The sequence below is a fragment of the Burkholderia humptydooensis genome (genome assembly GCF_001513745.1).
Taxonomy (GTDB): domain Bacteria; phylum Pseudomonadota; class Gammaproteobacteria; order Burkholderiales; family Burkholderiaceae; genus Burkholderia; species Burkholderia humptydooensis.
In genome coordinates this window covers 3,252,181-3,271,629 of record NZ_CP013380.1, presented here as the reverse complement: position 1 = coordinate 3,271,629, position 19,449 = coordinate 3,252,181, and the positions used below count along the sequence as shown (strand labels likewise).

The window sequence follows — 19,449 nt, the reverse complement described above, 5'->3', positions numbered from 1 at the left end:
TGCGCGCGCCGACTGGTGTATCGTCGGAATTTCCGTTTCGGCGACACAGGGATGAATCGATCGATGTTGCGCAGACACTTTCTCTCAAGCGCGCTCGCGGCCGCCGCGGCGTCGCTCTTTGCGCGCGGCGCGTTCGCCGCGGGCCACGCGATGGATGGCATGAAAGGCATGGAGGGGATGGACGACATGCCGGACATGTCGCCCGCGCCGGCTCGCGCGCGGCACGGCAAGCCGGCGGCGCCGGCCGCGCTCGCGGCCGCCGACGCGCTGCCCGCGGGCGCGCCGCTCGCCGCGCTGCGCGTGCTCGCGAACGAGAGCCGCGAGCCGGGCGCGTTCCGCGCGACGCTCGTCGCGCAGCCCGTTGCGCGCGCGCTCTTGCCGGGCGTCGCAGCGACGACGTTCTGGCAGTTCGGCGCGGGCGCGCACGGGCCCGCGGTCGGCCCGCTCATCGACGTGCGCGAAGGCGATACGGTCGAGATCCGCTTCGTCAACCGGCTGCCGCAGCCGTCGACGATCCACTGGCACGGTTTGCCCGTGCCGCCCGACCAGGACGGCAATCCGTCCGATCTCGTCGCGCCGGGCGCGACGCGCGTCTATCGCTTCACGCTGCCGAAGGGGAGCGCGGGCACGTACTGGTATCACCCGCATCCGCACATGGCGACAGCCGAGCAGGTATTTCGCGGGCTCGCGGGGCCGTTCGTCGTGCGCGCGGCCGACGACCCGCTCGCCGGCTGGCCCGAGCGGCATCTGTTCGTGTCCGACCTGAAGCTGGCGCGCGACGGCGCGATTGCGCCGAACGACATGATGGACTGGATGAACGGTCGCCAAGGTCAGTTCGTGCTCGTCAACGGTGCGCGGCGGCCGCGCATTTCGCTCACTGGCGACGAGCGCTGGCGCGTATGGAATGCATGCAGCGCGCGCTATCTGCGCATTGCGTTCGACGACGGGCGCGCGTTCGCGCACGTCGGCACCGACGGCGGCCTGTTCGACGCGCCGCGCGACGTGACGTCGCTGTTGCTCGCGCCGGGCGAGCGCGCCGAGCTCGTCGTGCGCGCGGGCGACCGTGCGTCGCGCGCGGCGCTGATGGCGCTCGAGTACGAGCGCGGCAAGATGGCGATGTCGGATGCCGCGCACGGCAGCCTGCCGCCCGATCCCGCGCTGCCGCTTGCCGACGTCGCATTCGAGCCCGCCGCTCCGCGCGCGTTGCCCGATCGGCTGCGCGCGGTGCCCGCGCTCGGCGAGCCGGTTGCGCGCAAGGAAGTCGTGTTCGGCGAGCAGATGGACATGGCCGCGATGATGCGCGCGGACGCGCGGGGCCGACCGGCCGGCATGCGCTTCATGGTGAACGGCACGACGTTCGAGCCGCATCGCGCGACGTTGACGAGCCGGCGCGGCGACGTCGAATCGTGGACGATTCGCAACGAAACCGACATGGACCATCCGTTCCATCTGCACGGCACGCAATTCCAGGTCGTCGAGCGCGAGCTCGACGGAAAGACGATGCCCGAGCCTTATCGCGCGTGGCGCGACACGGTGAACGTTCGGAAGGGCGAGCGTGTGCGGATTGTCACGACACAGACGGAGCGCGGCGAGCGGATGTTCCACTGCCACATCCTCGAGCACGAGGATCTCGGGATGATGGGAACGCTGAAAGTCGTTTGAAATGGGCGGCGGCCAAGGGAGGGCGAGCGCATGCGCGTGCTCGCTGCGACGCTCGGGCGCTGCGCGGGCGGGCGAAAAAAACCCGGCTGGAAGCCGGGTTTTCATTTCTGATCCAGACGGCCCTCAAGCAGCTTGGATGTTCGACGCTTGCTTACCCTTCGGGCCTTGCACTACCTCGAAGCTGACCTTTTGGCCTTCCTTCAGGGTCTTGAAGCCCTGCATGTTGATCGCCGAGAAATGTGCAAACAGATCTTCGCCGCCTTCGTCGGGCGTGATGAAACCGAAGCCCTTCGCGTCATTGAACCATTTGACAATACCAGTTGCCATACCTACTTCCCCTGTCACACAGTCGCTACTTACAACGAGCACGCTCGAAAAGCTAAACGACCTGCATACGCAGCCGTTCCCCCCTCACAAGCTCACCTCGGCCTCTTTCATTTGTCAAAGACAAATTGAAAAAAGTGCCAGCTTGATTGTTGGCGCTCTTTAATTGAGTGTCAAGAAAATTTTTAGACGTATACGGGGACGTTGTAAAGAACCCATTTTCAGGGTTTATCCCGCTTTGCTTTGCAGCATCGGAGCGAGCGAGGGGGCTTGAAAAGTCGCATAATCGTCGCACATACCAGGCTCGAGTGACGCGCGTTCGAGGTCGTGCGCGTTGTGGGATACTCGATCCATGCATGGTGCGCGGGTGGCATGCCGCATGCTTGCACATCGAACGGGAGCCGGCCCCGCAGCCGGCTCCCGTTCGATGTGAGAGGGACGCTGCCGCACGTCGGGAGCCGGGGAGGGCGCCGGCTGGTCAGTCGGTTAATGACAGGATTGCGGGCCTGTCCGAGTTGTTTAGAATGGGTGTATGGCGATTATCCCGGACAAGCAGGACAGCACCGTCCTGGAACGCAAGGAACAGAAGCTCAAGCCGCCTTCGATGTACAAGGTGGTGCTCCTGAACGACGACTTCACGCCAATGGAATTCGTGGTGATGATCGTGCAGGAGTATTTCAGGAAAGATCGCGAGACGGCCACACAGATTATGCTGAAGGTGCATCGCGAAGGGCGGGGGGTTTGTGGGGTCTATACGCGAGACATCGCGTCGACCAAAGTCGAGCAAGTCGTTACCCATGCGCGGCAGGCCGGGCATCCGCTGCAGTGCGTGATGGAGGAAGCATGATTGCCCAGGAATTGGAAGTCAGCCTGCACATGGCGTTCATGGAAGCGCGCCAGGCGCGGCATGAGTTCATTACGGTCGAGCATCTTTTGTTGGCCCTGCTGGATAATCCGACGGCAGCCGAGGTGTTGCGCGCGTGCGCGGCGAACATCGAGGATCTGCGGCAGAACCTGCGCAACTTCATCCACGACAACACGCCGACCGTTCCCGGCACCGACGACGTCGACACGCAGCCGACGCTCGGCTTTCAGCGCGTGATCCAGCGCGCGATCATGCACGTGCAGTCGACCTCGAACGGCAAGAAGGAAGTCACGGGCGCGAACGTGCTCGTCGCGATCTTCGGCGAGAAGGATTCGCACGCCGTCTACTATCTGCAACAGCAGGGCGTGACGCGCCTCGACGTCGTCAACTTCATTTCGCACGGCATCGCGAAGACGAGCAGCAGCGAATCCGCGAAGCCCGCCGACGCGAACGCGGAAGGCGAGGACGCGAGCACGCAGAAGGAAACGCCGCTCGCGCAGTTCACGCAGAACCTGAACCAGATGGCGAAGGACGGCCGCATCGATCCGCTCATCGGGCGCGAGTCCGAGGTCGAGCGCGTCGTGCAGGTGCTCTGCCGCCGCCGCAAGAACAATCCGCTGCTCGTCGGCGAGGCGGGCGTCGGCAAGACGGCGATCGCCGAGGGCCTCGCGTATCGCATCACGCGCGGCGAGGTGCCCGACATCCTCGCGAACGCGCAGGTGTATTCGCTCGACATGGGCGCGCTGCTCGCGGGCACGAAGTACCGTGGCGATTTCGAGCAGCGTCTGAAGACGGTGTTGAAGGAGCTGAAGGAGCGTCCGCACGCGATTCTCTTCATCGACGAGATCCACACGCTGATCGGCGCGGGCGCCGCGTCGGGCGGCACGCTCGACGCGTCGAACCTGCTGAAGCCGGCGCTGTCGTCGGGCACGCTCAAGTGCATTGGAGCGACGACGTTCACCGAATATCGCGGCATCTTCGAAAAGGATGCGGCGCTGTCGCGGCGCTTCCAGAAGATCGACGTGACCGAGCCGAGCGTCGAGCAGACGGTCGCGATCCTGCGCGGCCTGAAATCTCGCTTCGAGGAGCATCACGGCGTCAAGTATTCGTCGGGCGCGCTGTCGGCCGCGGCCGAACTGTCGGCGCGCTTCATCACCGATCGTCATCTGCCCGACAAGGCGATCGACGTGATCGACGAGGCGGGCGCCGCGCAGCGCGTGCTGCCGAAGTCGAAGCAGAAGAAGACGATCGGCAAGAGCGAGATCGAGGAAATCATCTCGAAGATCGCGCGCATCCCGCCGCAGAGCGTGTCGCAGGACGACCGCAGCAAGCTGCAGACGCTCGACCGCGACCTGAAGAGCGTCGTGTTCGGCCAGGACCCGGCGATCGACGCGCTCGCGTCCGCGATCAAGATGGCGCGCGCGGGACTCGGCAAGCTCGACAAGCCGATCGGCGCGTTCCTGTTCTCCGGCCCGACGGGCGTCGGCAAGACCGAAGTGGCGCGCCAGCTCGCGTTTACGCTCGGCATCGAGCTGATTCGCTTCGACATGTCGGAATACATGGAGCGTCACGCGGTGAGCCGCCTGATCGGCGCGCCGCCCGGATACGTCGGGTTCGACCAGGGCGGGTTGCTGACCGAGGCGGTCACGAAGAAGCCGCACTGCGTACTGCTGCTCGACGAGATCGAGAAGGCGCATCCGGACATCTTCAACGTGCTGCTGCAGGTGATGGATCACGGCACGCTGACGGACAACAACGGCCGCAAGGCGGATTTCCGCAACGTCATCATCATCATGACGACGAACGCGGGCGCGGAGTCGATGCAGAAGGCGACGATCGGCTTCACGACGCGGCGCGAAGTGGGCGACGAGATGGCGGACATCAAGCGCCTGTTCACGCCCGAGTTCCGCAACCGGCTCGATGCGACGATCAGCTTCCGTGCGCTCGATGAGGAAATCATCATGCGCGTGGTCGACAAGTTCCTGATCCAGCTCGAGGAGCAACTGCACGAGAAGAAGGTCGACGCGCTCTTCACCGACGCGTTGCGCAAGCATCTCGCGAAGCACGGCTTCGACCCGCTGATGGGCGCGCGGCCGATGCAGCGGCTGATCCAGGACACGATCCGGCGCGCGCTCGCCGACGAGCTGCTGTTCGGCAAGCTCGTGAACGGCGGCCACGTGACGGTCGACGTCGACGAGGACGACAAGGTGCTGCTGTCGTTCGACAAGACGGCGACGCCGCCCAGCAAGCCGAACGAAGAGGCGGTCGAAGTCGAATAATCGCAGGTTCAAAACGTTTCGCATGAACGGCGCGGGAAGTCTTCCGCGCCGTTTCGCTTTATTTGCGGCAGATAATAGGTACGGAAGCAGGAGTCTGGTTTGACACAACAACAACGGACGTTCGACTTGATCGTCGAACGCGAGAAGGGCCTGCGGCGCGGGCTCTCGTCGGCTCAGATGGCGATGATCGCGATCGGAGGCGCGATCGGAACAGGCCTCTTTCTGGGCAGCGGCTTCGCGATCGGGCTAGCGGGGCCGGGCGTGCTGGTGTCATATGCGATCGGCGCGCTGATCGCGCTGCTGCTGATGGGCGCGCTCGCGGAGATGACCGTCGCGCATCCGACGTCCGGGTCGTTCGGCGCGTATGCCGAGCACTACGTCGGCCCGCTCGCGGGATTTCTCGTCCGCTATGCATACTGGTCGGCCGTCGTGTTCGCGGTCGGCACCGAGGTGAGTGCGATCGCCGTCTTCATGAAGTACTGGTATCCGGGCGTGCCCGGCTGGTATTGGGTCGTCGGCTTTTCGGCCGCGCTGATCGTGGTCAACATGACGAGCGTCACGCTCTACGGCGTCGTCGAATACGTGTTCTCGATGCTGAAGATCGCCGCGATCGTCATGTTCATCGCGCTCGGCGCGTACTTTGTCGCAACGGCGCCCGCGTCGTCCGGCATCGGATTCGCGAATTATTCGGCGCACGGCGGCTTCTTCCCGAAAGGCTTCTCGGGCGCGTGGGTCGCGGTGATCGTCGCGATTTTCAGCTATATGAGCATCGAAACGGTCGCGATCGCGGCGGGCGAGGCGCGCGATCCGCAGCGCGCGGTGTCGCGCGCGTTTCGATCGACCGTGTTCCGCCTCGTGCTGTTCTATCTGCTCACGCTCGCGCTGATGCTCGCGATCGTGCCGTGGACGCAGGCCGGCACCGACGAAAGCCCGTTCGTCAAGGTGATGGCCGCGACACACGTGCCGTATGCGGCGGGCGTCATCAATTTCGTCGTGCTCGTCGCCGCGCTGTCCGCGATGAACAGCCAGTTGTACGTGACGACGCGGATGATGTTCAGCCTGTCGCGCGCGCGGCTCGCGCCCGCGATGTTCGGGCGCGTCGGCGCGAACGGCGTGCCGCTGGCGGCGCTCGTCGTGTCGTCGAGCGGCGTCGCGGTAGCGGCCGTGCTGGTCGCGCTGTATCCGGAGACCGCGTTCACGCTGCTGATGGCGATCGCGATGTTCGGCGCGTTGTTCACGTGGTTGATGATCTTCGTCACGCATCTGTGCTTTCGCGCACGCTATCGTGGCCCCGCACCCGCGTTTCGCATGTGGCTGCATCCGGCGGGCAGCCTGGCGGGCGTGGCGCTCGTCGGCGCGGTGCTCGTGACGACTGCGTTCACGCGCGAGTTCAGAATGACGATGATGGTCGGCGTTGCGTTCATCGTGCTGCTGACGCTCGCCTATCGGCTGCATTACCGCGCGCGGCACATCTGGCGAGAGACAGCATGACGACGAGAAAGACGAGCGACGCATCCGATGTCGCCCCCGCGACGGCCGCGCGGGCGAGCAGGCTCGTGCGCATGAAGAAGCGCACGGTGCTGGCTGCGCTGGGCGCGCTCGCCGGCCCGTTTGGCGCGGCGTTCGCGGCGTCGAGCAGCTCCGCTGTTCCGCCCCTCGACACGACACCCTGGCTCGCGAGCGTGCAGGCGCCGAAGACTCCGTTCTTCACGCGCGAGCCAGATGCGCAAGGCGCGTCGTTCCACTTCACGAACAGCGGCCATTACGTCGCGAAGGGGCGCGAGGTCGTCGTCAGCGAAACGGCGGAAGGCGATATGTGGCAGGGCGGGATGGTGCATGCGACGTACATCGACGGCGCGGGCGCCGAGACGTCCGGATGGCTCGTGCGCTCGCATCTGCGGCAGGCGACGAAACCCGCGCCGCCGTCCGCGTGGGACGGCCGCTGGCGCAGCAGCGCGGGCGCGCGTCGGCTCATCGTGCACGGCGATCGCATCAGCTATTCGTTTGCAGGCGGCGGCGCGGGCGGCGCGCAGTCGCGCGTCGAGATGCTGCTGCGGATGCGGCCCGTGTCGGGTGACGAAGCGAAGCTGTCGCGCATGCCGGCGTCGGACGGCGTGTGCGATCTCGACGTGCGGCGTCTCGGCGACTATCTTGTCGTGTCGGCGCGTGATTGTTTCATCCTGGGCGCGAATCCTGAGGGAATCCTGCGCAGGCAGCAATAACGCGCATGCTGGAACCGGCATGTTCGCGCACCGCGCATGCGGGTTAACACTCTCTTAAGCGACCGTTCTCTAGCATTCGGGTCTCGTGCCGCATTGCGGCGAATGAACTGTTCCGAATTCCTTCGAGAGGCTCGCATGAACAAACTCCCTGCGATCACGCTCGCATTCTGGGTAATGAAGATCTGCGCGACGACGCTCGGTGAAACCGGTGGCGATCTGCTGTCGATGACGCTCGACGTCGGCTACGCGTACAGCTCGCTGATCCTGTTCTCGTTCTTCATCGTCACGCTCGCCGCGCAGCTCGCGACGACGCGCTACCGCCCGGCGATCTACTGGGCGGTGATCGTCGCGACGAGCACGGCCGGCACGACGATGTCCGACTTCATGGACCGCTCGCTCGGCCTCGGCTATGCGGCGGGCTCGGGCATCCTCATCGCGATCCTGCTGACGATCTTCGCGGTGTGGCGCCTGCAGGGCGAATCGCTCGCCGTGACCGAGATTCGCACGCGCAAGGTCGAGGTGCTCTACTGGATCGCGATTCTGTTCTCGAACACGCTCGGCACTGCGCTCGGCGATTTTCTCGCCGACAGCTCGGGCCTCGGCTTCGCGGGCGGCGCGTTCCTGATCGGCGGCCTGCTCGCGGTGATCGTGCTTGCCGCGTACTTCACGAACGTGTCGAAGGTGTTCCTGTTCTGGGCGGCGTTCGTGCTCACGCGGCCGTTCGGCGCGACGGTCGGCGATCTGTTGACGAAGCCCGTCGCGAAGGGCGGACTCGGCTTCGGCACCGTCGGCTCGTCGGCGATTCTCGCGGGCGTGCTGATCGCGCTCGTGATTTATGCGAGCGCCGGCGAAGCGAAGCGGCAGAAGCGGGAGCGGGCGGCGAACGTGGCGCGGCAGCCGCGCGTCGGCTGGGAGGAACGCGCCGCGCTCGAGGATTGAGCGGCGGCCCGACGGAAACGGGAATGAGGCGGCGGGCGAGCGTGCGGGGCAGCCGGACCAGGCGAGGCCCCGCACGCGGCCGGTCAGTGGCGGCCGGTGCTGCCGAAGCCGCCCGCGCCGCGCTCGCTTTGCGCGAAGTCGTCGACGACGTTGAACGTCGCCTGCACGACCGGCACGATCACGAGCTGCGCGAGGCGCTCGAACGGGTTCAGCACGAACTCGGTCTGGCCGCGGTTCCACGTCGAGATCATCAGCTCGCCCTGGTAGTCCGAATCGATGAGGCCGACGAGGTTGCCGAGCACGATGCCGTGCTTGTGGCCGAGGCCCGAGCGCGGCAGGATCAGCGCCGCATGGCCGGGATCGGCGAGATGGATCGCGAGGCCCGTCGGCACGAGCGCCGTGTCGCCCGGCTTCAGCGTGACGGGCGCGTCGAGGCACGCGCGCAGGTCGAGGCCCGCGCTGCCCGTCGTCGCGTATTTCGGCAGGTAGTCGCGCATGCGCGCGTCGAGAATCTTCAGATCGAGTTTCATGCGGCGAAAGTCGGTGACGAGGGTTGAGAGTGGAGTGGCGCGGCGCGGCCGCGGCAATGCGTCAGATGAGGCTCGTGTCGGGCAGGCGCTTCGCGATCTCGGCGACGAGCGCGTGCGCGAGCGTCATCTTGTCGGCGCGCGGCAGCCGCGTCGTGCCGCCCGCTTCGAACAGCACGACTTCGTTGTCGTCGAGGCCGAACGTGAGCGGCCCGAGATTGCCGATCAGGAGCGGCACGTTCTTGCGCACGCGCTTTTCTTCGCCGTGCACGTCGAGATCGCCGCTTTCCGCCGCGAAGCCGACGCAGTAGGGCGCATCGGGCAGCGCGGCGACTGTCGCGAGGATGTCGGGGTTCTCGACGAACGTGAGCGCCGGCATCCTGTGGTCGGCGGTCTTCTTGATCTTGTGCTCGGCGGGCTGCGCGGCGCGCCAGTCGGCGACCGCGGCGACCGCGATGAACACGTCCGTGTCCGGCACCGCGTTCAGCACCGCATCGTACATCTGCTGCGCGGTCTGCACGTCCTCGCGGTACACGCCCCACGGCGTCGGCAGATGGACGGGGCCCGAGACGAGATGCACGTCGGCGCCCGCCTGCTGCGCGGCGCGCGCGAGCGCGAAGCCCATCTTGCCGCTCGAGCGGTTCGTCAGGCCGCGAACCGGATCGAGCGGTTCGAACGTCGGGCCGGCCGTGATCAGCACGCGGCGATGCGCGAACACCTTCGGCTGGAAATGCGTGACGATCGCTTCAAAGATCGCCTCCGGCTCGAGCATCCGGCCGTCGCCGACTTCGCCGCACGCCTGCGCGCCCGAATCGGGGCCGAGCACCGCGACGCCGTCGTGGCGCAGTTGCGCGACGTTGCGCTGCGTTGCCGGGTTCTGCCACATCTGGCGGTTCATCGCGGGCACGACGAGCAGCGGGCAGTCGCGCGCGATGCACAGCGTCGACAGCAGATCGTCGGCGAAGCCGTGCGCGAGCTTCGCGAGGACGTCGGTCGACGCGGGCGCGATCACGATCGCGTCGGCTTCGCGCGACAGATCGATGTGCGCCATGTTGTTCGGCATCCGCGCGTCCCACTGGCTCGTGTAGACGGGGCGGCCGGACAGCGCCTGCATCGTGACGGGGGTGATGAACTGCGTCGCGGCTTCCGTCATCACGACCTGCACGGTCGCGCCCGCCTTCGTCAGAAGACGCGTGAGCTCGGCGATCTTGTAGCAGGCGATGCCGCCCGAGAGGCCGAGGACGAGATGTTTTCCTGCGAGTTCTGCGTGTGCCAACTGAGGCCTCCGAAAGCACGTGGGGCCGGCGCGCGCCGGCCCCTGCGCGAAGTGTATGCGCTTAGCGCGCGCCGCGCACGCGACGCAGCTCGTCGTAGATGAGCAGCACCGCGCCCACCGTGATCGCGGAGTCGGCGAGGTTGAACGCGGGCCAGTGCCACGCGCCGACGTGGAAGTCGAGGAAGTCGATCACGTGGCCGTAGATCAGGCGGTCGATCACGTTGCCGAGCGCGCCGCCGAGAATCAGCGCGAGCGACAGGCTGAAGAGCCGCTGGTGGCCGTGGCGCTTGAGCAGATAGCAGATCGCGAGCGTCGCGCCGATGCCGAGCGCGGTGAATGCCCAGCGTTGCCAGCCGCCCGCCGTCGCGAGAAAGCCGAACGCGGCGCCGCGATTGTAGATCAGCGTCAGGTTGAAGAACGGCGTGAGCGCGTGCATCGCGCCGTACGCGAACGTCTTGAGCACGGCGATCTTCGTCAACTGATCGAACAGGATCACGATCAGCGAGATGCCGAGCCACGGCGCGAGCGCGCCGCCCGCGGATTTCGACTGGATCTTCGCCATTTACGCAGCGCTCCGGGTTTCGCCGTTTTCGAACAGGTTGGAGAAGCAGCGGCCGCAGAGCGTCGGATGATCGGCGTGCGAGCCGACGTCCTCGCGGTAGTGCCAGCAGCGCTCGCACTTCTGGTACGTCGACGCCGCGACTTCGACGCTTTCGTCGTCTTGCGCATCGACCTTCACGACCGTCGCCGCCGACGTGATCAGCACGAACTTCAGATCGTCGCCGAGGCTCGCGAGCGCGTCGTAGCGCTCGCCCGACGCGCGCACTTCGACTTGCGCCTGCAGCGACGAGCCGATCCGGTTCGCGGTGCGCGCTTCCTCGAGCGCCTTCGTCACGTTGCCGCGCACGTCGCGCAGCAGCGCCCACTTCGCGACGAGCGCGTCGGCGTCCGCGACTTCCGGATACGCATAATAGGTTTCGGTGAAGACCGTGTCGCTTTGCGGCTGGAACACGCGCCATGCTTCCTCCGCCGTGAACGACAGGAACGGCGCGAGCACGCGCAACAGGCCCTGCGTCACGTGGTAGAGCGCCGTCTGCGCGGAGCGGCGCGCGTTCGACGCGGGCGCGCTCGTGTACAGGCGGTCCTTCAGCACGTCGAGATAGAAGCCGCCCAAGTCTTCCGAGCAGAACGTCTGCAGTTTCGCGACGACCGGGTGGAACTCGTACTTCTCGTAATGCGCGAGAAGCTCGGTCTGCAACTGCGCGGCGAACGCAACCGCGTAGCGGTCGATCTCGAGCCATTGCCCGGCAGGCAGCGCGTCCTTCACGTAATCGAAATCCGACAGGTTCGCGAGCAGGAAGCGCAGCGTATTGCGGATCCGGCGATAGCCTTCCGTCACGCGCTTGAGAATTTCCTCGGAGATCGCGAGCTCGCCCGAATAGTCGGTCGACGCGATCCACAGGCGAATGATCTCCGCGCCGAGGCGGTTCGCGACTTCATGCGGATCGATCCCGTTGCCGAGCGACTTGCTCATCTTGCGGCCCTCGCCGTCGACCGTGAAGCCGTGCGTGAGGAGGCCCTTGTACGGCGCGCGGCCGTCGAGCATCGACGCGGTCAGCAGCGACGAATGGAACCAGCCGCGGTGCTGGTCCGAGCCTTCGAGATACAGATCGGCCGGGAACTGCAACTGATCCTTGTGCGAGCCGCGCAGCACGTGCCAGTGCGTCGTGCCCGAATCGAACCAGACGTCGAGCGTGTCGCGGTTCTTTTCGTACAGGTTCGCGTCGTCGCCGATCAGCTCGCGCGCGTCGAGCGTCTGCCACGCCTCGATGCCCTGCTTCTCGACGCGCTGCGCGACGGCTTCCAGCAGCTCGAGCGTGCGCGGATGCAGCTCGCCCGTTTCCTTGTGGACGAAGAACGCCATCGGCACGCCCCATTGGCGCTGGCGCGACAGCGTCCAGTCGGGGCGGTTCGCGATCATCGCGTGCAGGCGCTGCTTGCCCCACGACGGATAGAACGCGGTCGCGTCGACAGCGTCGAGCGCGGTTTCGCGCAGCGTCCGGCCGCCGGCGGCCGGCTGCGTGTCCATGCCGGCGAACCATTGCGACGTCGCGCGGTAGATGATCGGCGTCTTGTGGCGCCAGCAGTGCATGTAGCTGTGCGAGTAGTGCTCGTTGCGCAGCAGCGAGCCCGCTGCCTTCAGCGCGTCGACGATCTTCGGATTCGCGTCCCAGATCGTGAGCCCGCCGAACAGCGGCAGCGATTCGATGTAGCGGCCGTCGCCCATCACCGGGTTGATGATGTCGGAATCGGTCATCCCGTGCGACTTGCACGACGCGAAGTCCTCGACGCCGTATGCGGGCGACGAGTGGACGACGCCCGTGCCGGTGTCGGTCGTCACGTAGTCGCCGAGATAGACGGGCGACGTGCGCTTGTAGCCCGGGTGCGCGGAGGCGAGCGGGTGGTGGAAGCGCAGGTTCGCGAGCTTGTCGCCGCGCGCCGTCGCGACCACGCTGCCCGTGAGGCCGAAGTCCTTCATGCACGCTTCGACGCGCTCCTCGGCGAGGATGAGCAGGCCGCGCTCGGTGTCGACGAGCGCGTAGACGACGTCCGGATGCAGGTTGAGCGCCTGGTTCGCGGGGATGGTCCACGGCGTCGTGGTCCAGATCACGATCCCGCCTTCGGCGCGCGGCAGCGCGCTCAGCCCGAACGCATGCGCGGTCTTCGCGGGCTCGGCGAACGCGAACAGCACGTCGATCGTCGGATCGGTGCGGTCCTTGTATTCGACTTCCGCCTCGGCAAGCGCGGAGCCGCAGTCGAAGCACCAGTTCACGGGCTTCAGGCCGCGGTACACGTAGCCCTTCTCGATGATCTTGCCGAGCGCGCGGATTTCTTCCGCCTCGTTCTGGAAGTTCATCGTCTTGTACGGGTTGCTCCAGTCGCCGAGCACGCCGAGGCGCTTGAAGCCCGTCTTCTGCTTCTCGATCTGCTCGGTTGCGTACGCGCGCGCCTTTTCCATCACCTCGGCGGCGGGCAGCGACTTGCCGAACTGCTTCTCGATCTGGATCTCGATCGGCATCCCGTGGCAGTCCCAGCCGGGCACGTACGGCGCGTCGAAGCCTGCCATGTTGCGCGACTTCACGACCATGTCCTTCAGGATCTTGTTGACCGCGTGGCCGAGGTGAATGTCGCCGTTCGCGTACGGCGGGCCGTCGTGCAGGATGAACTTCGGGCGGCCCTGGCTCGCCGCGCGGATCTTCTCGTAGACGCCGCGCGCCTCCCAGTCCTTCACCCATTGCGGCTCGCGCTTCGGGAGGTCGCCGCGCATCGGGAACGGCGTGTCGAGCAGGTTGACCGGATACTTGGCCTGCGGTTTCGAATCGGCTTTCTTGTTGCTCATGTCGGGATCGCTGTGAAATCTGGGGGACGCTCGCGCGTCATGAAATCGGTGAGGCGGGCGCGGGTTTCGGCGGCGCGGCGCGGGCGGCGCCCGTGCGGGCGCGGCGCCGGTCAGCTAATTCGGTCGGTGGCCGACGTCGCGAAGCCGGTGGCGCGGCTGCCCGGCGCGCGGCCGTGCTCGGCGAAGTACGCGCGCGTGTCGACGACGTCCTGCGCGATCGCGCGCGCGAGCGTCTCGAGATCGACGAATTTCGCCTCGTCGCGCAGCTTCTTCAGGAATTCGACGCGAACGAGCTTGCCGTAGGCGTCGCCGTGCCAGTCGAGCAGGTGCACCTCGAGCAGCACGCGGCCGGAATCGTCGATGGTCGGCCGCACGCCGAGGCTCGCGACACCCGGCAGCGGCTCGGGCGCGATGCCGTGCACATGCACGACGAAGATGCCGGACAGCGCCGGGCGCTTGTGCGCGATCGGCAGGTTCAGCGTCGGGAAGCCGAGGTCGCGGCCGAGCTTCAGGCCGTGCGTGACGTGGCCGCTGATCGCGTAGCCGTGGCCGAGCGCGCGCGCGGCCGCGCCGAGGTCGCCCGCCGCGAGCGCGGCGCGCACGCCGGAGCTCGAGATCCGCGCGCCGTCGGCGTCGGCGAGCGTTTCCATCTGCTCGACCTCGAAGCCGAAGCGCTCGCCCGCCGCCTTCAGCGACGCGAAATTGCCCGCGCGCTTCGCGCCGTAGCAGAAGTCGTCGCCGACCATGATCCAGCGGGTGTGCAGCCCGTGGACGAGCGTGCGCTCGACGAACGCCTCGGGCGACTGGCTCGCGAACGTATGGTTGAAGTGCTCGACGACCACGCGGTCGACACCGTGCTCGCGCAGCGCCTCGAGCTTGTCGCGCAGCATCGCGATGCGCGGCGGCGCGCTCGCCGGATTGAAGAACTCGCGCGGGTGCGGCTCGAACGTCATCACGCACACGGGCAGCCCGCGCGCGTCCGCCGCCGCGCGCACGCGCGCGAGCAGGGCCTGGTGGCCGCGATGGACACCGTCGAAGTTGCCGATCGTCAGCGCGCACGGGGCGCGGCTCTCGGCGTTGGGCAGGCCGCGGAAGACTTTCACGATAGCGGGTGACAGCGTGGGGGAAAGCGCGGCCGGATGCCGCAAAGCAAAAGATTATAAACGTTCGGGCGGCCGGGCGGCTCAGGATGCCGGAAACGGCAGGGCCGAATGGTAAAATCCCGCGGATGAAAAAACTCGTCATCCTGATTTCCGGCCGCGGCAGCAACATGGAGGCCATCGTACGCGCTTGCGCGCGCGAGGGCTGGCCTGCCGAGGTCGCCGCCGTGATCTCCAACCGGCCGGACGCCGCCGGCCTCGAATTCGCGGCGTCGCACGGCATTGCGACGGCCGTCGTCGACCACCGCGCGTTCGACGGCCGCGACAGCTTCGACGCGGCGCTCGCCGTCGAGGTCGACCGCTTCGCCCCCGATCTCATCGTGCTCGCCGGCTTCATGCGCATCCTCACGCCGGCCTTCGTCGCCAAATATGAGGGACGGATGCTGAACATCCATCCGTCGCTGCTGCCGAGCTTCAAGGGCATCCACACGCACCAGCAGGCGCTCGACGCGGGCGTCGCGCTGCACGGCGCGTCCGTCCACTTCGTGATTCCGGAGCTCGACAGCGGCGCGATCGTCGCGCAGGCGGCGGTGCCCGTCGTCGCGGGCGACGACGCCGGCGCGCTCGCCGCGCGCGTGCTCGCCGCCGAGCACGTGCTGTATCCGCGCGCGGTGCGCTGGTTCGTCGAAGGGAAGCTGCGCCTCGACGCGGGGCGCGCGATCGTCGCGCCCGACGAGGCGCGCTGGCTGTTCGCGGATGCGATCGACACGTCGACGAGCGAGGGCGTATGAAGCTGCACGGTTTCCTGATTGGCCAGACCGAGGCGCTGCTCGCCGAGGTCCTGAAATTCGCCGGCCCGGCCGACGTGACGACGAGCCGCTTTTTCCGCGCGCATCCGAAGCTCGGCCACGCCGAGCGCGGCGTGATCGCCGAGGCGGTGTTCGCGGTGCTGCGGCGGAAGATGGAGTACGCGCACCTCGCCGAAAGCGGCGTCGGCGCGCCGGCGCGGCGCCTGGCGCTGCTCGGCCTGATGCAGACGGTCGGCCGCTCGGCGCTCAGGCCGTTCGTGTCGGACGCCGAATGGGCGTGGCTCGACCACGTCGCGAAGATCGATCCGGCGAGCCTGCCGCTGCGCGTGCGCACGAACCTGCCCGACTGGATTCATCAGGCGCTCGCCGAGCGCATGGGCGCCGACGAGCTCGCGCAGTTCGCCGCGGCCGTCAACTATCCGGCGCCGCTCGATCTGCGCGCGAACGCGCTGAAGGCGACGCGCGACCAGGTCGTCGACGGCCTGCGCGCGGCGGGCATCGACGCGGGCGCGACGCCGTTCGCGCCGTTCGGCGTGCGGGTCGTCGGCAAGCCGGCGCTCACGAAGCTCAAGCTGTTCGAAGAAGGGCAGATCGAGGTGCAGGACGAGGGCAGCCAACTGCTGTGCTCGCTCGTCGCGCCGCGGCGCGGCGAGATGGTCGTCGATTTCTGCGCGGGCGCGGGCGGCAAGACGCTCGCGCTCGGCGCGATGATGCGCTCGACGGGGCGCCTCTATGCGTTCGACGTGTCCGGGAAGCGCCTCGCGAAGCTCAAGCCGCGCCTCGCGAGGAGCGGCCTGTCGAACGTGAACCCGGTGCTGATCGACAGCGAGCACGACGCGAAGATCAAGCGGCTCGCGGGCAAGATCGACCGCGTGCTCGTCGACGCGCCGTGCAGCGGCCTCGGCACGCTGCGCCGCAATCCCGACCTGAAGTGGCGCCAGTCGCGCGAGACGCTCGACGAGCTCGCGCCGAAGCAGGCGTCGATTCTCGCGAGCGCCGCGCGCCTCGTGAAGAAGGGCGGCCGGCTCGTCTACGCGACCTGCAGCGTGCTCGAGGCGGAGAACGAGGCGATCGTGTCCGAATTTCTCGCCGCGCATCCGGAGTTCGCGCTCGTGCCGGCGAGCCGCGTGCTCGCCGAGCAGCGGATCGCGCTCGATACGGGCGACTATCTGTCGCTCTGGCCGCACCGTCACGCGACCGACGGCTTCTTCGCCGCGGTGCTCGAGCGGCGCGCGCAGTAACGGGCGGGCTCGCGCATGGTCACGAATCACCTGACGCGGCAGCTCGCGGCCGTCGCGCGCGACTTCGGCCAGCCGGCGATGATCTGGCAGGCGGTCGCGTTCCTCGGCTCGCTCGCGCTCGCGTGGCTCGTCGCGCGCTACCTGCGCGGGCGGATCGACGCGCGCCGGCGCGCGGCCGGCCGCTCGCCCGGCCCCGGCGCGCTGAGTCTGAACCGCGCGCTGTTCCCGCTCATCGGCGGTGCGTTCATGTGGCTCGCGGAAACCGTGTTCGACGAGCTGATGCCAACGTCGCTGCTGCAGCTCGCGCTCGTGCCGCTCTTCGGCATCGGCCTCATCTACATCCTGTTCTTCGTCGCGCGCCGCGTGTTCGCGCGCGACGGCCACACGCACGCGTGGCTGTCGATCGTCGAGAAGATCGTGTCGACTGTCGTGTGGATCGCGATGGCGCTCACGGTGCTCGGCATCCAGCGCGACGTGCTCGCGTGGCTCGACAGCGTCCAGTTCCGCGTCGCGAATGCGCGCCTCACGCTGCTGTCGATCGTGTCGGGCGCGCTGTGGATCTGCGTGACGCTCGTCGTCGCGATGTGGCTCGGCTCGGTGCTCGAAGAGCGGCTGATGCGCGCGCGCGCGCTCGACGCGAACCTGCGGGTCGTGCTCGCGCGCGTCGGACGCGCGCTTCTCATCTTCGCGGCGGTGCTGATCGGGCTGTCGCTCGTCGGCATCGACGTGACCGTGCTCGGCGTGTTCGGCGGCGCGCTCGGCGTCGGGCTCGGCTTCGGCCTGCAGAAGATCGCGAGCAACTACGTGTCGGGCTTCATCATCCTGCTCGACCGGTCGCTGCGGCTCGGCGACGCGATCAACGTCGGCGGCCTGCAGGGCGTCGTCACGCAGATCCGCACGCGCTACACGGTCGTGCGCGGCCTCGACGGCAACGAAACGCTGATCCCTAACGAGAAGCTCATCACCGACGTCGTGCAGAACCAGTCGTCGTACCTGACGCGCGGCTATGCGAAGGTCGCGGTTCAGGTCGCGTACACGTCGGACGTCGAGCAGGCGATGGCGCTGCTCGCCGACGCGGCGAAGGGCGTCGAGCGCGTGCTCGAGGAGCCGGCGCCGACGCCTTATCTCGTCGGCTTCGGCGCGGACGGCATCGATCTCGAGCTCGGCTTCTGGATCGCCGACGCGGCGAAGGGGACGGCGAGCGTGCGTTCGGCGGTCAATCGGAACATCTGGCGGCTTTTTGTCGCACACGGGATCTCGATCCCGTTCCCGCAGCGGGAAGTGCGCGTGATCGGGCTGCCGGACGGCATCGCGTCCGCGCCGGCCGCGGACGGCCTGGCGGCGGGGCGGCAGCCGCGGGACGCATAGCGCGGCGGGGCGCCGCCGCGCCCCCGCTCAACCCGAAAACCCGTGCGCGCGTATTGCGCCGCCACAAAAAATATTCATTTTTTACAAAGACTTGGAACGGATGAAGTAAAATTCGATCCTATCGTGCTGTATGCTTTCATTTTCTTGACGCGGGTCATTTGAGCCGGCGTCCTTACAACTTCCACAGGTAACTGCCTTGTTGAATTCCCTGCTCGATTTCCTTTCCAACGGGCTTCTGCGTTTCTCGTGGTGGCAGATCGTGCTGTTCACGCTCGCCGTCACGCACGTGACGATCGTCGGCGTGACGGTCTATCTGCATCGCTGCCAGGCGCACCGCGCGCTCGATCTGCATCCGGTCATGAGCCATTTCTTCCGCCTCTGGCTGTGGATGACGACGGGCATGCTGACGGGCCAGTGGGCGGCGATCCATCGCAAGCACCACGCGAAATGCGAGACCGAGGAGGACCCGCACAGCCCGCAGACGCGCGGCATCTGGAAGGTGCTGCTCGAAGGCGCCGAGCTGTATCGCGCGGAGGCGAAGAACGAAGAGACGATGCGCAAGTACGGCCACGGCACGCCGAACGACTGGCTCGAGCGCAATCTCTACTCGAAGTATCCGATTCTCGGCGTGAGCCTGATGATGGTGATCGACGTCGCGCTGTTCGGCGTGGTCGGCCTTACCGTGTGGGCGGTCCAGATGGTGTGGATTCCGTTCTGGGCGGCGGGCGTCGTCAACGGCCTCGGCCACTTCTGGGGCTATCGCAATTTCAACGCGGCCGACGCGAGCACGAACCTGTTTCCGTGGGGCATCGTGATCGGCGGCGAGGAACTGCACAACAACCATCATACGTTTGCGACGTCGGCGAAGCTGTCGAACAAGTGGTACGAGTTCGACATCGGCTGGATGTACATCCGCATCATGTCGGCGTTCGGGCTCGCGAAGGTGAAGAAGATCGCGCCGACGCCGCGTCTCGCCGCGCGCAAGACGGTGCTCGACCAGGAAACGCTGCAGGCCGTGCTGTCGAACCGTTACGAGGTGATGGCGCGCTATGCGAAGACGCTCAAGCGTGCGTACAAGCAGGAACTCGCGCATCTGAAGGAATTGGGCGCGCGCGAGAAGTATCAGTTGATGCGCGGCGCGCGCAAGTGGTTCCACAAGGACGAGGCGGGCCTCGACGAGCCGCAGAAGCGGATGCTGCCGGAGATCTTCGCGAACAGCCAGAAGCTGCACACGTTCTTCCAGTTGCGCGCCGAGCTCGCCGCGATCTGGGAGCGCTCGAACGCATCGCGCGAACAGTTGCTCGCGCAGTTGCAGGACTGGTGCCATCGCGCCGAGCAAAGCGGCATCAAGGCATTGCAGGAGTTCGCGACGCGCCTGCGCCGCTACGCGTGAGTCGTCCGCGCCGAAATCGATTAGAATTTCAGGACGTCACAAAC

The 19,449-nt window shown here is 67.1% G+C and carries 16 protein-coding genes; 10 read left to right on the top strand and 6 right to left on the bottom strand.

The window, feature by feature from the left end; genetic code table 11:
* The first annotated feature begins 63 nt into the window (after positions 1-63).
* Positions 64-1,662 carry a multicopper oxidase family protein gene (locus AQ610_RS14625; protein WP_043282172.1) on the top strand — a complete coding sequence of 533 codons (1,599 nt, stop codon included), beginning with the start codon at positions 64-66 and terminating at the stop codon, positions 1,660-1,662.
* 123 nt (positions 1,663-1,785) lie between these two features.
* Here AQ610_RS14625 and AQ610_RS14620 read toward each other — a convergent pair whose 3' ends face one another.
* Positions 1,786-1,989, bottom strand: a complete 204-nt coding sequence (locus AQ610_RS14620) for a cold-shock protein (RefSeq protein WP_004196460.1) — start codon at positions 1,987-1,989, stop codon at positions 1,786-1,788.
* A gap of 529 nt (positions 1,990-2,518) precedes the next feature.
* Between AQ610_RS14620 and clpS the strand changes: the two genes are divergently transcribed.
* From clpS to AQ610_RS14595, 5 genes are all read left to right on the top strand, one after another.
* Entirely contained in the window at positions 2,519-2,833 is a 315-nt protein-coding gene (clpS, locus tag AQ610_RS14615; protein WP_006024808.1) for an ATP-dependent Clp protease adapter ClpS, read from the top strand.
* Positions 2,830-5,130 (top strand): ATP-dependent Clp protease ATP-binding subunit ClpA, encoded by a 2,301-nt coding sequence (gene clpA / locus AQ610_RS14610; RefSeq protein ID WP_006024809.1) that lies wholly within the window; start codon positions 2,830-2,832, stop codon positions 5,128-5,130. The genes clpS and clpA overlap by 4 nt, the downstream gene beginning before the upstream one ends.
* Positions 5,131-5,229: 99 nt before the next feature.
* The gene (locus AQ610_RS14605) at positions 5,230-6,621 is read left to right on the top strand and encodes an amino acid permease (protein WP_015601623.1); all 1,392 of its coding nucleotides are present in this window, start codon (positions 5,230-5,232) and stop codon (positions 6,619-6,621) included.
* The gene (locus AQ610_RS14600) at positions 6,618-7,352 is read left to right on the top strand and encodes a hypothetical protein (RefSeq protein WP_006024811.1); all 735 of its coding nucleotides are present in this window, start codon (positions 6,618-6,620) and stop codon (positions 7,350-7,352) included. The genes AQ610_RS14605 and AQ610_RS14600 overlap by 4 nt, the downstream gene beginning before the upstream one ends.
* Positions 7,353-7,487: 135 nt before the next feature.
* Positions 7,488-8,291 carry a COG4705 family protein gene (locus AQ610_RS14595; protein WP_006024812.1) on the top strand — a complete coding sequence of 268 codons (804 nt, stop codon included), beginning with the start codon at positions 7,488-7,490 and terminating at the stop codon, positions 8,289-8,291.
* 83 nt (positions 8,292-8,374) lie between these two features.
* On the opposite strand, the gene dut is transcribed toward AQ610_RS14595, so the two are convergent.
* From dut to AQ610_RS14570, 5 genes are all read right to left on the bottom strand, one after another.
* On the bottom strand, positions 8,375-8,821 hold the full coding sequence (gene dut, locus AQ610_RS14590) for a dUTP diphosphatase (protein ID WP_006024813.1): 447 nt from the start codon (positions 8,819-8,821) through the stop codon (positions 8,375-8,377).
* A 61-nt stretch (positions 8,822-8,882) separates the two neighbouring features.
* Complete coding sequence (coaBC, locus tag AQ610_RS14585) at positions 8,883-10,094, bottom strand: bifunctional phosphopantothenoylcysteine decarboxylase/phosphopantothenate--cysteine ligase CoaBC (RefSeq protein ID WP_006024814.1); 1,212 nt, start codon at positions 10,092-10,094, stop codon at positions 8,883-8,885.
* Positions 10,095-10,155: 61 nt separating this feature from the next.
* Positions 10,156-10,656 carry a signal peptidase II gene (gene lspA / locus AQ610_RS14580; protein WP_006024815.1) on the bottom strand — a complete coding sequence of 167 codons (501 nt, stop codon included), beginning with the start codon at positions 10,654-10,656 and terminating at the stop codon, positions 10,156-10,158.
* On the bottom strand, positions 10,657-13,494 hold the full coding sequence (gene ileS / locus AQ610_RS14575; RefSeq protein ID WP_006024816.1) for an isoleucine--tRNA ligase: 2,838 nt from the start codon (positions 13,492-13,494) through the stop codon (positions 10,657-10,659).
* A 110-nt stretch (positions 13,495-13,604) separates the two neighbouring features.
* Positions 13,605-14,597 carry a bifunctional riboflavin kinase/FAD synthetase gene (locus tag AQ610_RS14570; RefSeq protein WP_006024817.1) on the bottom strand — a complete coding sequence of 331 codons (993 nt, stop codon included), beginning with the start codon at positions 14,595-14,597 and terminating at the stop codon, positions 13,605-13,607.
* A 125-nt stretch (positions 14,598-14,722) separates the two neighbouring features.
* Here AQ610_RS14570 and purN point away from each other — a divergent pair, with 125 nt between their 5' ends.
* The 4 genes from purN to AQ610_RS14550 all read left to right on the top strand — a co-directional run bounded on the left by purN (position 14,723) and on the right by AQ610_RS14550 (position 19,405).
* Positions 14,723-15,385 (top strand): phosphoribosylglycinamide formyltransferase, encoded by a 663-nt coding sequence (gene purN / locus AQ610_RS14565; RefSeq protein WP_006024818.1) that lies wholly within the window; start codon positions 14,723-14,725, stop codon positions 15,383-15,385.
* Positions 15,382-16,644 (top strand): RsmB/NOP family class I SAM-dependent RNA methyltransferase, encoded by a 1,263-nt coding sequence (locus tag AQ610_RS14560; RefSeq protein ID WP_006024819.1) that lies wholly within the window; start codon positions 15,382-15,384, stop codon positions 16,642-16,644. Before purN ends, AQ610_RS14560 begins: the two co-directional genes overlap by 4 nt.
* A 15-nt stretch (positions 16,645-16,659) precedes the next feature.
* Entirely contained in the window at positions 16,660-18,012 is a 1,353-nt protein-coding gene (locus tag AQ610_RS14555; protein WP_006024820.1) for a mechanosensitive ion channel family protein, read from the top strand.
* 196 nt (positions 18,013-18,208) lie between these two features.
* Positions 18,209-19,405: a DesA family fatty acid desaturase gene (locus tag AQ610_RS14550; protein WP_006024821.1), complete on the top strand. Its 1,197-nt coding sequence runs from the start codon at positions 18,209-18,211 to the stop codon at positions 19,403-19,405.
* Positions 19,406-19,449 lie beyond the last annotated feature (44 nt).

What these genes read in the sequence shown, in the direction of transcription:
- lspA (WP_006024815.1), bottom strand. Translation starts at nt 10,656, where the DNA reads ATGGCGAAGATCCAGTCGAAATCCGCGGGCGGCGCGCTCGCGCCGTGG.
- ileS (WP_006024816.1), bottom strand. Translation starts at nt 13,494, where the DNA reads ATGAGCAACAAGAAAGCCGATTCGAAACCGCAGGCCAAGTATCCGGTC.
- clpS (WP_006024808.1), top strand. Translation starts at nt 2,519, where the DNA reads ATGGCGATTATCCCGGACAAGCAGGACAGCACCGTCCTGGAACGCAAG.
- AQ610_RS14595 (WP_006024812.1), top strand. Translation starts at nt 7,488, where the DNA reads ATGAACAAACTCCCTGCGATCACGCTCGCATTCTGGGTAATGAAGATC.
- AQ610_RS14600 (WP_006024811.1), top strand. Translation starts at nt 6,618, where the DNA reads ATGACGACGAGAAAGACGAGCGACGCATCCGATGTCGCCCCCGCGACG.
- purN (WP_006024818.1), top strand. Translation starts at nt 14,723, where the DNA reads ATGAAAAAACTCGTCATCCTGATTTCCGGCCGCGGCAGCAACATGGAG.
- clpA (WP_006024809.1), top strand. Translation starts at nt 2,830, where the DNA reads ATGATTGCCCAGGAATTGGAAGTCAGCCTGCACATGGCGTTCATGGAA.
- AQ610_RS14620 (WP_004196460.1), bottom strand. Translation starts at nt 1,989, where the DNA reads ATGGCAACTGGTATTGTCAAATGGTTCAATGACGCGAAGGGCTTCGGT.
- dut (WP_006024813.1), bottom strand. Translation starts at nt 8,821, where the DNA reads ATGAAACTCGATCTGAAGATTCTCGACGCGCGCATGCGCGACTACCTG.
- AQ610_RS14560 (WP_006024819.1), top strand. Translation starts at nt 15,382, where the DNA reads ATGAAGCTGCACGGTTTCCTGATTGGCCAGACCGAGGCGCTGCTCGCC.
- AQ610_RS14555 (WP_006024820.1), top strand. Translation starts at nt 16,660, where the DNA reads ATGGTCACGAATCACCTGACGCGGCAGCTCGCGGCCGTCGCGCGCGAC.
- AQ610_RS14625 (WP_043282172.1), top strand. Translation starts at nt 64, where the DNA reads ATGTTGCGCAGACACTTTCTCTCAAGCGCGCTCGCGGCCGCCGCGGCG.